This window comes from Flavobacterium cupreum (assembly GCF_003996965.1).
GTDB classification, from domain to species: domain Bacteria; phylum Bacteroidota; class Bacteroidia; order Flavobacteriales; family Flavobacteriaceae; genus Flavobacterium; species Flavobacterium cupreum.
Map to the genome: position 1 here is coordinate 195399 of NZ_QWDM01000001.1, position 15840 is coordinate 211238.

Below are 15840 nucleotides of genomic sequence, written 5' to 3' on the forward strand. Positions count from 1 at the left end.
ATTAAATAACTATTGGCTGAAATTGTGTAAAAATTTAAAATGCTGTCTTTCTAAATTTGATTTGAGTTATAGCGCGGCACATTTTTTTAACCAATCTTTTATTATAAAATTAAAAGCTAAGAAAAAAACTGGTGCCTTACAAAACTTCCAATCAGATAAATGAATACGCAGAAACCAAAATCAAAGTGTTTCTAAAAATATAAACCTTAAAACATTGCAACATGAAAACAGCTAATTACGCAAACAACGAGCAACAGGTAAAAATATCACAAGACTCTCCAATGTATATGGAGGCTTACGAACGCAATCATATTGAGCAGGCCTATCAGTCTACAAAGGATCAGCTTTTATGCTGGGGGGAAACATCCAATTATATGGACAGTGAATTCTTTACTGCGCTTGAAAGAAAAGATCAGGGAAGTTATTTGTACTAAAAAAACACGTACCCTCATATTACATTTTTAAAGAATTCAAAATTTAAGTATTATGGAGATCAAAAATAAAATAACCCGTCGCTCTGCCCTTACCGGTATGGGAGCGGTATTTGCAACAGCAGCATTTAATCCGATTATGGCCAATGGTTTTGTCATAGATGAATTCCCGATGTCGAATGGGCCTGAAGATCCTTCCACAAAATATACGGGACCGCCCTTTAAAGAACAATCACAACCCTGGCCGGGTCTTGTGAGTAAAATGGATCCGAGGCCGGATCATGGCGAGAAAAGCTATAAAGGCACAGGCCGGTTAAAAGGCCGTAAAGCATTGATTACCGGAGGTGATTCCGGAATGGGCAGGGCTGCAGCCATAGCGTATGCAAGGGAAGGTGCTGACGTCGCTATAAATTACTATCCGACCGAAGAGGAAGATGCAAGAGAAGTAATTGAACTTATAAAAGCTGAAGGCCGCAAGGCAATCGCAATTCCGGGAGATTTACGTAATGAGGAATTCTGCAAATCATTGGTCGAGCAGGCTGCAAAGGCACTTGGCGGACTTGATATTGTAGTTAATAATGCTGCCAGACAGCAGACACATGCCTCTATTTTAGATATTTCAACAGAGGAATTTGACTGGACCATGAAAACCAATATTTATGCTCCTTTCTGGATTATCAAGGCGGCTCTTCCCTATCTGAAACCCGGTGCCTCTATAATAGGAACCAGTTCTGTACAGGCGTATGCCCCTACCGAAGATTTATATGACTATGCCCAGACCAAAGCGGCTACAACAAATTATATTAAATCACTGGCCAAACAGCTCGCTCCCAAAGGAATCAGGGTAAATGGTGTGGCTCCGGGCCCTATCTGGACGCCGTTACAGGTAAGCGGAGGCGCTACAATGGAAAAGCTTAAAGCATTTGGATCACAAACGCCCATGGGAAGACCAGGACAGCCGGTTGAATTGGCATCTATTTACGTGCAGCTCGCCGCAAGTGATGCCAGCTACGCCACAGGACAAATTTATGGATCCAGCGGCGGGGAAGGCAATCCTTAAAATACAAAAAAATTATTGCTCTTCAAGAAACATTATAAATTTTAAGATTATGACAAATACAACCAACGAAAATTTCGATCCGGAAGATCGTGATTTTTACTCAGAAGGACAGCGCGTAAATTCAGATACTACAGGAAAAACAGATCCTCTTAATCGCAATCAGAATAAAGATAACGATAGTGGTGAAAAATATAATAGTTCGTCTGTACAATCCGCACAAGATGAAGATAGTCCCGAGCGTTTCGATCAGGGCAATAGCCTGCAGAACGATTTTTATCGTGATGCGGACAACGGTGATTCCGACAATAATCCAAACAGGAGAACTCTGGATGAACATACTGCCAATAAAAACGAACCGGGCGAAGATACAGGCCTGGAAAACGATGCTGTAAACAGTGATCGTACAAACAATGACAACAAAGACCCATTGGATTATGAAACTGATGATGATTTTGAAATCGACGATCTGGATGATGTAGAAGATGAAGATCTGGAAAACGCCAATCTAAGAGATGCTTTTAATGATGACAGCATCAATGAAAAAGGACAGTCGGATTTCGAAAATAAAGATTTTGAGACAGAAAATAAAATCCGCTATTCAGATCCGGAAATAGAAAAACAGAATCCGAATATCAATGATCCGGATCCTTTTCAGCCTAAAAGATTTTAGCTTTTAACCTAAAAAAAACCGTCAGACTTATTGTTTAACGGTTTTTTTTATTTCATTGTTTTATTTCACACAAGGCGGTAACTGAAGAACATTGGCTCCCAGGGGATATTCTACTTTTCGCTCCATTTTCTCCGTATTCAGTGTTATGTAAACTTCCATAGATCCGGTTCCTACTTTTAAGCCAAGGATATGACCTCCGTACGCAGCAAATTTATCATCTGTGGCCACTCCGTGAATATGAAGGGAGGGCTTTGCCTCACTCCAGGCGATTGAACCTGTTAAGCTTCCCATCTCTACTTTATAAAACGTTTTGGGATGAAATTTCTTTTCGTTAAAATCATAGAAACCAAAAGTAACCTCTTGTGCAAAACCAATTCCGGTAAAATTTGCTGACGGAATCTGTTTTTCTTTGACCAGATCCTCTATTGAAGCAAGGACATCATCACCTTCCCGCAGTACCATCAGATAGCCGCCGTCTGTTTTGACATATTTACAATTCGCCTTGTTTTCTTTCTGTTGTGCCAGCATTACATTTGCCGAACAGCAACATAGTATTGCCAATATCATTTTTTTAGTAAAATCCATGCGGTCCGTTTAATAATTGTTCAGAAATAATTTTGATGAAGTACCCAATAAAAATCTTCCCGGTTCCCGTAAAAACAAGGAAGATCAGTTATAATAAAATTTATAGTTTTCCGATTCAAGTACTTTAGTCGGCTTTGTATTTGTTATTCCAGTATAACATTAACATTAATGTTACAATAACACAGGATGCTGTTCCTTCAAAAAACAAACAAAGTACATAGGTAGAAACGGAAGGATCACCTCCGAACATAAAAGCTTCCGATAATGATTTCACATACGCATCACCGCCTTTTGCATGACTGTAAATAAGCAATGCTATGATACTGAATACAACTCCGGAAAAGGAAGTTATTGTGGCAGATATTGCGTTAGGTACAAAGCTGTTTTTGCCTTCTGCGAGGTTCATTTTTAAGGTTCTGTTTACCCCATAAAAAATGAAAAGTACATTTAATAACCGAAGATAAAAGAGATGGGAAAGCCCTAAAACTTCCATTAATAAAAAGAATACAGCGATTCCCAAAAATATATAAAACCCGTTGCGTATTTCTTTAGGTATTTTCATAGCCGTCTTTTTTTAATTTTAATTCATAATTTACCTGTTCAAGTTAAAGAAAAATAGAATCAGAAAAGTTGTACTATTTCGCTGTAAGATTATAAAATACCCATTTTTTAAATTAACGGGAATTTCGAATTTAATTTATACTATTATAGGAATACTTATCAGTAAGAATTCTCACATTAGATTTCGATTTACTCTAAACTATTTTTTTATTTTGATGCCTCTGATGCATAAGTGTGCCTTATTATTAAATAACCGGCTGATTTCATGAAACCATTATCAGTACCAAATATTATATACAACTAGTATACAGGGAATTGAAAAATATATACTTTCCATTTAGTATTTATTTTCTTATATTTGGTCACTAACAAAAAATACCTCATTGCTTCTGAATTCATCTTTAATGTTTTCAACCTACTATTCCCTAAGTTAAAAAAGTAAAGCCATGAAAAAAAAATTACTACTCCCCATATTACTGTTCCCTTTTATTGCCTTTAGCCAGCTTGGTATAGGCACTGTATTGCCTAATACTTCGTCTCAGCTCGACGTTGTTGCTACCGACAAAGGAATACTAATTCCGCGGGTTTCACTGAAAGGAACAACCGACAATTCCACCATAACAAATGGAAATTTAAACAGTCTGCTGGTGTTTAATACTGCAATTAGCACTGATATCGTTCCGGGTTACTACTACTGGTTTAATAACAAATGGAATAAACTAAAGGCTCCCGAAACGGGGAACGGAGCTCCGTCTTCAATCGGCTCACTGGGTGATATTTATGTGGAATTAAATACAGGTAAGGTCTATGTTTATAACGGAACTGTTTGGATTGCCAATATTTCACAAAATGAAACGCTGACTTCTCTTTCTTTAGACCCTCTAAGCGGTATTCTGACATACACTGATGAAAAAGGCACAGCCAATACGCTCAATCTGGCCGCTGTCATTCCTAACTTTGAAACGGTAACGGGGATTTCTCAGAATCTTACTGCCGGAACGATTACCTATGTAGACGAAAAAGGAATTTCAACTGTATTAAACCTTAAAACCTTAATTGCGGCATATTCATGAAACAAAAGGCAGATTTAAACAAAAACTGGTAATAGAAATGCAGTTTGTTTTAACTTGCCACTACATTTAAAATCTAAAGGAACCGTACGATTTAGCAGCATTTTTAAAAACTTTTAAGTGCATTTGATAAAATAAAAAAATGAGGAGCATAAAGCCCCTCATTTCTTATCATAAGTATAATCAGTTTACCCAACGATAGTACAGGTATTAGAATCTATAATTAATTCCCGCTGTTGCAATACCTTTATAACCGTATCCCAGCTCTACAAATGCGCCGAGTTTTTTCCCTACTCTCAAACCAGCCGGATTGATTTGGTAAGCGAATCCAACTTCATTACTGGAGTACGAACCTCCGGTTTCTTTTATAGATCCTGAAATAATACCCAAACCACCGGAACCATAAAAATTAAGGAGGGAAGTTCTGATATAGCTAAATTCAACTGTTGCCAGCCCCATCAGGTAATTAGTATTCCGGGTAACACTCTTAGCATTTGCGGTGCTTGCCTTAAAGGTATCTTCTGATTTCAGATAGCTTAAATCACCTCCTATTTTCAGACGCTCGTTGATGTTATAACGATATCCTGCTTCAAACATCCCTATCGTTTTGTTTTTGGCATCTTTGTATTTAACACCACTAAGACCCGAAACAATGGCGTTGCTAAACGCATCGGCAAAACCATCCCCCAGCTGAATAAAAGTTGCATCGCTATACCCCACTCTTATTTCGTTTTTTTCTGTATCCTGAGCTTTTGCTATAGTTGCACACAACAATAATACTGACAAAACAATAACTTTTTTCATAACTTATAAATTTTAAAAATTAAACATATTGAAGTTAAACTCCCTGATAAGTACTAAAATGATGCATCATTAATCTGGAAATAAACTTACTCGTACAAAAATAGAGTTGTAACATGGATTAATTTATCCTGTTTAAACGACTAGGCCATATGTGTAACAACTGGACGTATTAAGGTAAAATGTGGTTAACGACTGATTTTTTTTAGGATGAAGTCTTTGGTTTCAGGTCACAGTCTCAGGTCTCAGTCTCGGTCTCAGTCTCAGTCTCGGGTCCCAGCTGTGAGTTTTTGCTGAGTGAACAGATTTGCGGATTACTATTGCTCAGGAAAAAGGACTCAACGTTTGGCTTTAGATCCGAACGGGCAGCGTTTTACCAGATAATTGATTGTTGCGAGGTAGGCATCCACATCACTTCCGAAAGAATTTCTGGAGACGGCATATATATCTGCGCCCCTGTCATTAAAAAAGTTCAGAATGATTTTAGTATCAAAATTGGTGACTGTTGTTGTACTGTTTGAGCTGTACTCGGTACCAAATGCATTGGTTTTTTCTTTCTTTCCGTCTTTCTTCTTTGTTTCCATCACATTCTGGCTGACAAAGCCTCCATGATACGTAGAGGCCCCTGAATTTCTTATATTCGCTGTTCCGTAGACCACAATTTCAACAGCCAGTAATTCTGCCATTTCCTTCGGGCTTATCGCTTTTAAATTGGCGTAAGGAAGTTTATACTTCGCGAGTAAGTTGTTTGTTGTTATGGGATCCTGCATTTCCAGTCCACTGGTATATTTTTTTATGGACAGATACGTTTCTGCCTGCAACTGTTCGCCTAATAAATACACATCCAGGCTTGGGTCATTTGATATCAGTTCAAAAGGAAGAACCGCTATTTTCCCTTTACGATCCGAAGGCCGGGATTGTCTGGTATCGGGTTCGGAATTGCCGAAATAATTTATAATTTCTGTTCTTCCTGACGCAAAAACAATTTTATTAATGTCTGCTTTTTCCAATTCATACTCAAGGGTTTCGCCTGTATACACGAATTTGATGGTCTTGTCTTTTATGGAAAGGATGCTTCCTTCTTTTTTTTCCCCATTCATCATAAAGATGCTGTCATTCTTTTTTGTAGTTTGGGCAACAACAAAAATACTGTTGCAGAAAATGATGATACCAAGCAGTGGTTTTAATTTGTTTACTAATCTTACCATTGTAATACTGAGTTTATTTTTTTACTATTTTATAACTGAAAAAGGGTGTTACTGCCCTGCTATGAGCTTTAGGTATTTTTGTGCGAGGTCTGTGATTAAAAACATACTATCATTCCTGTTTTTTGTTTCTAACGTTTTTACAAACTGAGGATCTTCGATACAGTAGATTTTAAATTCCCTGATGTATTCATTAGGAATTTTCAGCCTTTTTGTATAGTAATCATCGTCAAAGAGGTATTCTATTTTTGAAAACAAACGCTCTTTTTCTTCAATTTTTAACTCTTTCTCTAACATGTTTGTTCTTCCTGAAAACATATTAAGGAGTGCATCTCCGGCAGAAGACTGTGCTGTGTATAATTTCCGCTCCGCCGGTGTGTATTTTTTCGTACCGTACGGAATAATTCCCATACTTTCCGCGGTTATATTCGGGTGTTTATTTATGGCAACTTCCTCTAATTCAATACTTCTTATAGCTAACTTTACCAAAAAAACATTTCCTTTAAGATCTTCTTCGGTTACAATCCTACGCACGGGTTCCAGATTTATGCCTGAAAAAACCAATAAATCCCCTTCGTTTGCAAAAAGGGAGAAAGCTCCATCTTCATCGGTGGCGGACGTAGCCTGTGTAGCACTATTTAAGATCGTGACAGCTGCATTTATCCTGACATCAGAACCTTCTATCAGAATCTTTCCCGTAATTTTCCGGGGTTTACCTGCCTGCCCGCAGGTTAGCACGGTAAATAATGAAGCTGACAGTATGAAAAACAGAGATGATTTCATCTTTTTACGGATTTAAAATTTTAATAAATGATAAAAAACAGATACAGCAGCTACATAAAACCGTTACTATACCTACTGGCCGGATTTCTGCTTTTGCTGAATAAAGCTTGTAAATTAAGGTCATTTGGGAGAAACCACTATTTGAAATTCAACAAAAAGATATTCCGTGATATAACTGGTACTGCTCAGGAAAAAACTGGTTTTATATCATAATCAAAACAAAAAAAGCGTGTTGAAATACTGACTATAGTATTTCAACACGCTTTTCTTACAACACTATTAACAGATTATTCCCACAAGAAGAGGTCTGCAGGATATACATTTTTAAAAACACTTTTTGGGATTGAATAAAGTATCCACTTTCATCCTCCATTAAATGAAACCATTCAATAAATTTGAAGTTTTATTTAATCTAATTACGTAATTTTCTCCAGATTAAATGTAACTTCTATTTTTGTTCCGATCCCGATTTTTGATATAATATGAAATTGCCCTTTTAATAAGTTTGCCCTTTCTTTCATATTGTTTAAGCCAATACCGCTCTTTTTAGTAGTAACATCGAACCCTTCCCCGTCATCGGCAATACAAAGTTTTAATCGGTTGTTGCTTTTCTTCTGAATTATTACTTCACAATTTTGTGCATTTGCATATTTATTAGTATTTAAAATGGCTTCCTGGATAATCCGGTATAGGTTTATTTTATATATATTTTGAATCGCAGACCATTCAACCTTTTCATCGCTTACATATTTAAACCGGGTAGTACTGATATCTTTTTGATTTTCAATTAAACTCATTAACAATACATTAAAATCATTGCCGTCTAAAAAGGAACCCCGGCTTAAATCATGGGATATATTTCTAATCTCACTTTCAATATTTTGAAGTTCAAAAATATATTCCTTCTTTTTTCGATGATGCTGATATCTGTTTTAGCATTGAAAAAACCCAAATTCATACGGACACCATAAATCTTATTCATGATTCCGTCATGCAGTTCCTTAGCAATTTTAGCCTTTTCATTATCTTTTGCAACATTAATATTTTCATGTTGTTCTGTCAATAATACATAGATTTCTTCATTCGCTTTTTGCTGCATTTTTAAAAATTTGAGCTCCTTGTTTTTGTATTTAAAATATCGCAAAACAAAAATGATAACCAGCACCAGAATCAGGACAAACGAAATAATTAAAATATTAAAGTTTTTCCTGGTCAAAATTTTATTTTCATCTTCTATTCTCGAAGTTTCATATTCAATTCTGGCGTATTTTTCATGCGCATTTTTTTGAACAATATTTATACTATCGCTCAATTTGATGTATTCATTTGAATAATACAGGCTTTGTTTTTTATCTAAGCCGGAAAGAAGTTTTAAGGAAGTCAGTATCTCATTGCTATTCTTAATCCGAATGGCCAGCTGATTGGCTTCTTTAAGAATTTTGATCGCCCTGAAAGTATCTTTTTGCGTTAGGAAATATTCCCCAATATGGATTTTTTTATATAAAACGTCCAGTTGGTCTCCGCTTTTTTCTACAATTTCCAATGATTTGAAAAGCATTGAATAAACATTGCGATATTGTTTATTCTTCATTTTGGAATAGGCCAGATTACTTAGGACATTGGCATACAATCTGGGTGATTTTTCCCTGAAATCTTTTGAAAGCAGGCTTTGCAATTTTTTTATAGACTTTGAATATTCTCCTTTCAGGTCGTAAAGGTTACAAATATTGATGATGGAAGTTATGTTATAATTATTGATCTCCTCTTTGGCAATGTCCGTAAGTTTCATTTTTTCCAGACTTTTCAGAGCCAATTGATGATACCATAATGCCTTATCGTAATTTGCCAGCTTCTCTAAACAGTTTCCCATTAATGTATTACAGGAATAAATTAACCGCAGATCTTTAGATTCTTTCAGATACTTCAGTGCCCTGGAAATTTCGACTTCACATTCTATATAATTGCCATCATAAAATAAAACATAGGCTTTATTAAACAGCATCCGCGACGTATTATCATAATCCGATAACTGGTAATACAGTTTTTCTGCCTGCACGTAGTAAAAATAGGCACTGTCCTTTTTTATATTGCCGTAACTATCGCCCACATAAAAAAGTGCTTTTGTAATATCTTCTTTATCATTTACCTGTTTTGATAATTTTAGTGCTATTAAACTGGTGCTTAAAGATTTTTCGAGGTTATTATTGTAATAGTATTGTGTGGATATCTTAAAATACAGATTTCTAATGATGGAATCATTTTTCTGATTTTTTAATAAATGAAGTATGGAATCTAAATACTGTTCTTCTTTCCTGCCTTCTAAATGATTATGATCAAAAGAAATAACCGTATGGGTTTCGGAATCAGCTAATTGTTTTTTTTCGCATGAAAAAAACATGATCCCCAGAAATAAAAAAATCAGTCTACAGGATGTTACCAAAGTTTAAGTATTATTTTACATCAAATATAATATTTTGAAATAAAAAGACTATAAAATTTACCACTAAATGCTATAGTCTTTTTATTTAAAATAATAGCATTACTAATCTTTTCTGGGTGGCTTCGGATTACTTGGGTCGCCTTCTGTAGCCACATTTACCTCCAAAATAATAGCGGTGGAGTCAATAACTTTGTCATTTACATTTTTCTGCAAATAATTTTTCACTTCTTTTTCAGAAGTCATTTTTACGTTTTTAGTTTCCGTTTGTGCGTCAATATCGTCTGTTGAACAGGAGAATATAGAAAAAGAAAGTAAAATTAATGCAGCAATACTTAATTTAGTTTTCATAATAATTTGATTTAATGTATTTTATACAAAAAAAAGACTACAATTAACTTTAATTTTACGGTATATCCGTAAAATTTTGCTGACATATTCTGTTTTATGAAAAATAAGACCAAATCAGAGCCCAAACAAATTGTAAAATTATGATTACAAATATAAAAAGTGAAATTTACGGGTAAACTAAAATCATGTTATTATAGGGTTATTATTAGGGAATATAAACTATTTTAAAAAAAATTATAAATAAAAAAAAGCCCTGTGACCAATTAACTATAAGATAGTTAACCAATCACAGAGCTATTATAATTAATAACGGGAGCAGTATGTAAGTTAATTAAAATACACCTTCATCCCGTTTATCAGCAACTATAGTAAATCAAAACGATCCAGGTTCATTACTTTTGTCCAGGCTTTAACAAAATCAGAAACAAATTTTGCTTCCGAATCAGCACTCGCATACACTTCAGCTATGGCCCTAAGTTCTGAATTCGATCCAAATACCAGATCGGCACGTGTACCTGTCCATTTTACTTCACCAGTAGTTCGATCATGTCCGGCATATTCTTCTTTATCTTCTGAAACTGCTTTCCATGCGATTCCCATGTCTAACAGATTTACAAAAAAGTCATTTGATAATATTTGCGGACGATTGGTAAAAATACCCTTTGCTGATCCGTCAAAATTAGCATTTAAAGCGCGCATACCTCCAACAAGTACCGTTAGTTCGGGAGCTGTAAGGGTTAACAATTGTGCCTTATCAATTAGAAGGGCTTCCGTGGCTACTGAATATTTAGTCTTTTTATAATTTCTAAAACCGTCTGCGACAGGCTCCAGAAATGAAAAAGATTCCACATCAGTTTGATCCTGTAATGCATCTGTACGACCTGGTGTAAAAGGAACAGTGATCTCATTTCCACCTTCTCTGGCAGCTTTTTCAATTCCAACCCCACCTGCCAGAACAATTAAATCAGCAAGGGAAACTTTTTTAGTATCAGATTGTGTGGTATTGAATTCTCTCTGAATACCTTCCAGTACCACTAATACCTTTTGCAGCTGAGCCGGGTTATTTACCGTCCAGTCTTTTTGAGGAGCCAGTCTGATGCGGGCTCCATTTGCACCACCACGTTTATCAGAGCCCCTGAATGTAGAAGCCGAAGCCCAGGCTGTAGCAACCAGCTCGGCAACCGTTAATCCTGAATTCAGGATTCTTGATTTCAGTTCTCTGATATCCCCATCGTCTACTAATGTATGGTTCAATGCCGGAATTGGATCCTGCCAAAGCAACTCCTCTGCCGGAACATCAGAACCCAGATATAAGGCACGGGGTCCCATATCACGATGTGTTAATTTAAACCATGCTCTGGCAAATGCATCGGCAAACTGATCGGGATTTTCCAGAAAACGACGCGATATTTTCTCATATTCGGGATCCAGTCGTAACGAAAGATCGGTCGTCAACATCGTTGGAAGGTGTTTTTTTGAAGCGTCAAAAGCATCCGGGATAATGGCGTCTGCATTTTTGGCTACCCATTGGTGCGCGCCTGCCGGGCTTTTGGAAAGTTCCCATTCAAAACCGAAAAGGTTTTCAAAGAAATTATTGCTCCACTGCGTTGGAGTTGTAGTCCAGGTTACTTCCAGACCACTGGTGATGGCGTCTTTCCCTTTTCCGGAACCAAATTTATTGTGCCACCCAAGGCCTTGCTGCTCCAGATCTCCACCTTCTGGCTCTACTCCTACATTGTCAGACGGAGCTGCACCGTGCGTCTTACCAAAAGTGTGTCCACCTGCAATTAGTGCCACAGTCTCTTCATCATTCATAGCCATACGGCCAAAAGTATCACGGATATCTTTTGCTGCCGCTATTGGATCCGGGTTTCCGTCCGGTCCTTCGGGATTTACATAAATTAATCCCATCTGAACCGCAGCCAGCGGTTTTTCAAGGTCACGGGTATGAATATCGCCGTCTGCATTGTCATCTGAAGAAACTACAGCGTGTTTCGCTACTCCTTCAGAACCATGTGCGTATCTTTCATCACCACCAAGCCATACTTTTTCGGATCCCCAGTAGATATCCTGTTCCGGTTCCCATACATCTTCACGTCCTCCGGCAAAACCAAATGTTTTGAATCCCATTGATTCGAGTGCTATATTTCCGGTAAGTATCATTAAATCGGCCCATGAAATTTTTCTTCCATACTTTTGTTTAATAGGCCATAGCAGCCTTCTGGCTTTATCTAAACTTACATTGTCCGGCCAGCTGTTAAGTGGCGCAAAACGCTGTTGTCCGGCACCTGCTCCTCCACGTCCATCTCCCACACGGTACGTTCCTGCACTGTGCCATGCCATACGGATGAAAAGGCCTCCGTAGTGACCAAAATCAGCCGGCCACCAATCTTGTGAATCCGTCATCAATGCATGAAGGTCTTTCTTAAGCGCCTCCAGATCCAGTGTCTTAAAAGACTCGGCATAATTAAAATCTTCTTCCATCGGGTTCGACAAAGAGGAATGCTGGCGAAGAACACTTACTTTTAATTGATTGGGCCACCAGTCCTGATTTTTAGTACCGGAATTTACTGCAGTAGCCTGTTTTGTGCTTCCGTTATGGAATGGGCATTTGCTGATGTCGTTTGAATTGTTTTCCATTTTTTTAAATGAGTTTATTGTTAGTAATCAAATTTTATAAACCATGCATGTAATTAAAAAATCAGATTAATGATACTCAAAGAGTACCTGAAATATGAAACCTTTTATTTTAAATCTGTAATAAGTAAAAAAATAAAAGAGTTATAAAAGTATTAAAAGTACGATAATTACTTTTTAAAGTGAAACTGATATTTTCTATTAACAAATAGTTAAAACTTATTGTATTTGAATAACAATCGAAAATCGTTATACCACTTAAGATCTGTAATCACCTCATCTTTACGGTTTAAAAAGAGCCACTTTTAAATTTATTATCAAGTCAGCCGTAAACAAAAAAAGAGCTGGAATATTACTATTTCAACTCTTTTATATTTTAATTTATAACGGATATCTGCTGCGCTGCAAAACTGAAGCCGCTTTATTTCCATTTGGTCCAGTTGGAATCGGGCCTTTTAAAAGGTTGCGATAAAAATTTATTGGCAATTTCATTAAACAATACCGGGTTTGAAGCAGGTGTAAAATGAGTCTCTCCCGCCATTATATTCAATTGTGCCTTCGGGATATTTTCATAAATTTCTACACTGTGTTTGTTTTTTATGATGTCTTCATCGCCCGCCATAATTAGCACTTTTGCTTTTATTTTTGCTAAATCCTTAACCGCAATATCAGGCTGGTCTCCTAAAAGGCCCAGCATCTGCTTTTCTACGTTCCAGTTTTGGGTGGCATCTTTTTCCTTAATTTTTAAAAGAACTTCTTTTTTGTGTTTGCTGACTTCTTTTACGGCCCAGCCATTCACAGCTGTTGAATCCGGTCTTAAATTGGCACCCATTGTTACAATTTTTTTTATTTTTGTTTTGCCTGAAATACCCATTTCCAATCCGACGATTCCACCGTCACTCCATCCGATAATGCTGATTGAATCTAATTTCAGGTGATTCACTAAACCCTCCCAGTCTTTTGTGATTTGCACATACGTCAGCGAATCTGTTTTCATCTCTGATTTTCCTTGTCCTCTGCTATCCGCGATAATGACCCTGTAAGTCGATTTAAAATAATCAATCTGGTTTCCCATTGAATTAATGCTTCCCCCATTTCCGTGAATCAGCAATAAGGGCTCTCCTTTTCCGTATTCCTCATAGTAGATTTTGGCACCATTTATTTCTGCATATTTTCCGACCGCCTTATTTTCACCGTAAGGTGTGTCGAATTTAAAATTCATTTTAACCTGAGCATTTGCAATACTGCAAGCTGAAAACACCATAAATAGTAGTACTAGTTGAATTCTTTTTTTCATAAAGGCCGGTTTTGTTAGTTAATGGTCAGGACTGCACGAGGCCGAAGCTGTAAATCAGTGTATTTTCTGATGAAACGAATATAGGAAATAAAACTATAATTCCAATAAAATACAAGCTGCTCCAGTGCTATTTTCGACAATACCCATTATTCTTTCCTTATCTTCTTTAATACTTTTTTACCTATCATATAAAAGGCTATCAGGAATAAAAAATGAATCAGATACGATTTGGGCTCGTTATTTCCATTCACTACAGAAAAAACACGATTCCATCTTACTTTATTAATTCCGCTACCATCCTTGTTCCAGCTAAACCAGATAAATACCGGTTTGCCTACTACGTGATCAAACGGCACATATCCCCAAAACCGCGCATCTAAAGAGTTTTGACGGTTATCTCCCATCATCCAGTAGTAATCCTGTTTAAAAGTATAGGATATGCTAACTTTTCCATTTATGATAATCTGATTTCCTTTGATTTGCAGCGTATTATTTTCGTATTCCTGTATAATTCTTTTATAGAAAGGAAGTGTCTTTATATCTAATTTGATCGTTGCTCCTTTTTTAGGAATATAAAGAGGACCAAAATTATCGATGTTCCAGCCCAGCGAAGGAATATGAGGAAAGACCTGCCCATCTGTTCCTTTTGGTGCTATATATTTCTTTACACTTTTTACGATTGGGTTATTCGCCAGTAAAGTGGCTTCTTTATCTGTTAATGTCAAAAAATATTGCCCTTTGTCTGTGAGCGCAAAATCTCCATTTTCATATCTTAAGCCTTCTCTGGCCCCATATCGGTTTACAAGGGCATCCTGAGGAATTGTTTCTCCTTTTGTATCCACAAAGAAATTAAACTGTGGTTTCGCACTTTCCGGCAACTGGCTTAGTTTCCCGTTAATGTAAATATCCCCATCCCTAATTTCAAGAGAATCTCCGGGTATTCCCACGCATCTTTTTACCAAATTTGTTTTTTTATCAACAGGCTTATAGTAATTCCTGTCCGGATTAAAATTATCCATATCACGCAAAGTGTCTGCAGGCTGGTTAAATACTACAATTTCATTACGTTCAATTTTTTCTATCGCCGGAAACCTGAAGTATGGCAACTGAAATTTATTTAATAATGAGGTTTCTTTTTTAGTCACATCATCGCTAAACAAATACGATTTGACCCCTAAAAAAGGAATTGAGTCATGCACCATTGGCAATGCAACGGTAGTCATTGGTGTTCTTGGACCAAAATTAATTTTGCTTACAAATAAAAAATCCCCGATTAATAATGTTTTTTCTAATGAAGAAGAGGGAATCGTAAACGGTTGTATCACATATGTATGAACCAATGTGGCTACAATCACCGCAAATAAAAGAGAACTTACCGTGTCTCCCGTTTTTGTCCGGGCTGTCAGGTTTCTATTCTCTATATAAGTCAGTTTTTCGGAGGTGTAGTTTAAAAAAGTAATGTAAAAACCAAATGTTAGCAGTACCAAAAGGGTATCCACTGTTGAATTCTTTCCAAACCTTCTAATTGTTTCGACCCAGACCACCGGAATCATAATAAGATTGATAATGGGTATAAAAAGTAAAAAAGTCCACCAGCGCGGGCGATTGATAATTTTCATGAGAATTACCAAATTATAAATCGGTATAAATGCCTCTGCAGCTTTTCTGCCTGCTTTTACATACAGGTTCCAGGTAGAGAGTCCATGAACAATTTGCATGATTACAATAAAAATGAGCCATTCTGATACATTCATCTTTTTCCTTTTTTTAGTTATAAAAATTTGATTTCGAAGTGAGCCTTCCTAAAATGTAATTCCTGTACTATCCGTTCACTTCCTTCTATAGGTAGTTTTTTATTCATTATGTTACATCATAGCTTCATAAAATCTAATTATACCTGCACAAACAAGAATCAGCAGGAGTTTAATCTATTTCTCTTGATTGAAAAAATG

The 15840-nt window shown here is 36.5% G+C and carries 15 protein-coding genes; 4 read left to right on the plus strand and 11 right to left on the minus strand.

Annotated elements, in window-relative coordinates; all coding sequences use genetic code 11:
- Positions 1-221 precede the first annotated feature (221 nt).
- From D0817_RS00870 to D0817_RS00880, 3 genes are read left to right on the plus strand one after another with little or no spacing between them, the layout of a single operon-like run.
- Positions 222-434, plus strand: coding sequence for a hypothetical protein (locus D0817_RS00870; RefSeq protein WP_127336500.1), 213 nt, complete (start codon positions 222-224; stop codon positions 432-434).
- A 52-nt stretch (positions 435-486) separates the two neighbouring features.
- The gene (locus D0817_RS00875; RefSeq protein WP_127336501.1) at positions 487-1491 is read left to right on the plus strand and encodes an SDR family oxidoreductase; all 1005 of its coding nucleotides are present in this window, start codon (positions 487-489) and stop codon (positions 1489-1491) included.
- Between the two features lie 49 nt (positions 1492-1540).
- A complete protein-coding gene (locus D0817_RS00880) occupies positions 1541-2161 on the plus strand; it encodes a hypothetical protein (RefSeq protein ID WP_127336502.1) in 621 nt (206 codons plus the stop codon).
- Between the two features lie 60 nt (positions 2162-2221).
- Here the strand turns inward: D0817_RS00880 and D0817_RS00885 are convergent, their stop codons facing one another.
- On the minus strand, positions 2222-2746 hold the full coding sequence (locus tag D0817_RS00885; RefSeq protein ID WP_127336503.1) for a PPC domain-containing DNA-binding protein: 525 nt from the start codon (positions 2744-2746) through the stop codon (positions 2222-2224).
- 124 nt (positions 2747-2870) lie between these two features.
- A complete protein-coding gene (locus D0817_RS00890) occupies positions 2871-3308 on the minus strand; it encodes a hypothetical protein (protein WP_127336504.1) in 438 nt (145 codons plus the stop codon).
- 445 nt (positions 3309-3753) lie between these two features.
- Here D0817_RS00890 and D0817_RS00895 point away from each other — a divergent pair, with 445 nt between their 5' ends.
- Positions 3754-4380, plus strand: coding sequence for a phage tail-like protein (locus tag D0817_RS00895; RefSeq protein WP_127336505.1), 627 nt, complete (start codon positions 3754-3756; stop codon positions 4378-4380).
- Positions 4381-4587: 207 nt separating this feature from the next.
- Here the strand turns inward: D0817_RS00895 and D0817_RS00900 are convergent, their stop codons facing one another.
- The 9 genes from D0817_RS00900 to lepB form a co-directional block, all read right to left on the minus strand.
- Positions 4588-5181 (minus strand): outer membrane beta-barrel protein, encoded by a 594-nt coding sequence (locus tag D0817_RS00900; RefSeq protein ID WP_127336506.1) that lies wholly within the window; start codon positions 5179-5181, stop codon positions 4588-4590.
- Positions 5182-5516: 335 nt separating this feature from the next.
- Positions 5517-6386 (minus strand): hypothetical protein, encoded by an 870-nt coding sequence (locus D0817_RS00905; protein WP_127336507.1) that lies wholly within the window; start codon positions 6384-6386, stop codon positions 5517-5519.
- 48 nt (positions 6387-6434) lie between these two features.
- The gene (locus D0817_RS00910; protein WP_238160792.1) at positions 6435-7166 is read right to left on the minus strand and encodes a hypothetical protein; all 732 of its coding nucleotides are present in this window, start codon (positions 7164-7166) and stop codon (positions 6435-6437) included.
- A 416-nt stretch (positions 7167-7582) separates the two neighbouring features.
- Positions 7583-7963: a sensor histidine kinase gene (locus tag D0817_RS26170; protein ID WP_238160793.1), complete on the minus strand. Its 381-nt coding sequence runs from the start codon at positions 7961-7963 to the stop codon at positions 7583-7585.
- A gap of 44 nt (positions 7964-8007) precedes the next feature.
- Positions 8008-9564 (minus strand): ATP-binding protein, encoded by a 1557-nt coding sequence (locus D0817_RS00915; protein WP_238160794.1) that lies wholly within the window; start codon positions 9562-9564, stop codon positions 8008-8010.
- 144 nt (positions 9565-9708) lie between these two features.
- Positions 9709-9954: a hypothetical protein gene (locus tag D0817_RS00920; protein WP_127336508.1), complete on the minus strand. Its 246-nt coding sequence runs from the start codon at positions 9952-9954 to the stop codon at positions 9709-9711.
- A 363-nt stretch (positions 9955-10317) separates the two neighbouring features.
- Positions 10318-12594, minus strand: a complete 2277-nt coding sequence (gene katG / locus D0817_RS00925) for a catalase/peroxidase HPI (RefSeq protein WP_127336509.1) — start codon at positions 12592-12594, stop codon at positions 10318-10320.
- Positions 12595-13012: 418 nt separating this feature from the next.
- The gene (locus D0817_RS00930) at positions 13013-13888 is read right to left on the minus strand and encodes an alpha/beta fold hydrolase (protein WP_127336510.1); all 876 of its coding nucleotides are present in this window, start codon (positions 13886-13888) and stop codon (positions 13013-13015) included.
- Positions 13889-14034: 146 nt separating this feature from the next.
- The gene (gene lepB / locus D0817_RS00935; RefSeq protein WP_127336511.1) at positions 14035-15642 is read right to left on the minus strand and encodes a signal peptidase I; all 1608 of its coding nucleotides are present in this window, start codon (positions 15640-15642) and stop codon (positions 14035-14037) included.
- Between the last annotated feature and the right edge of the window lie 198 nt (positions 15643-15840).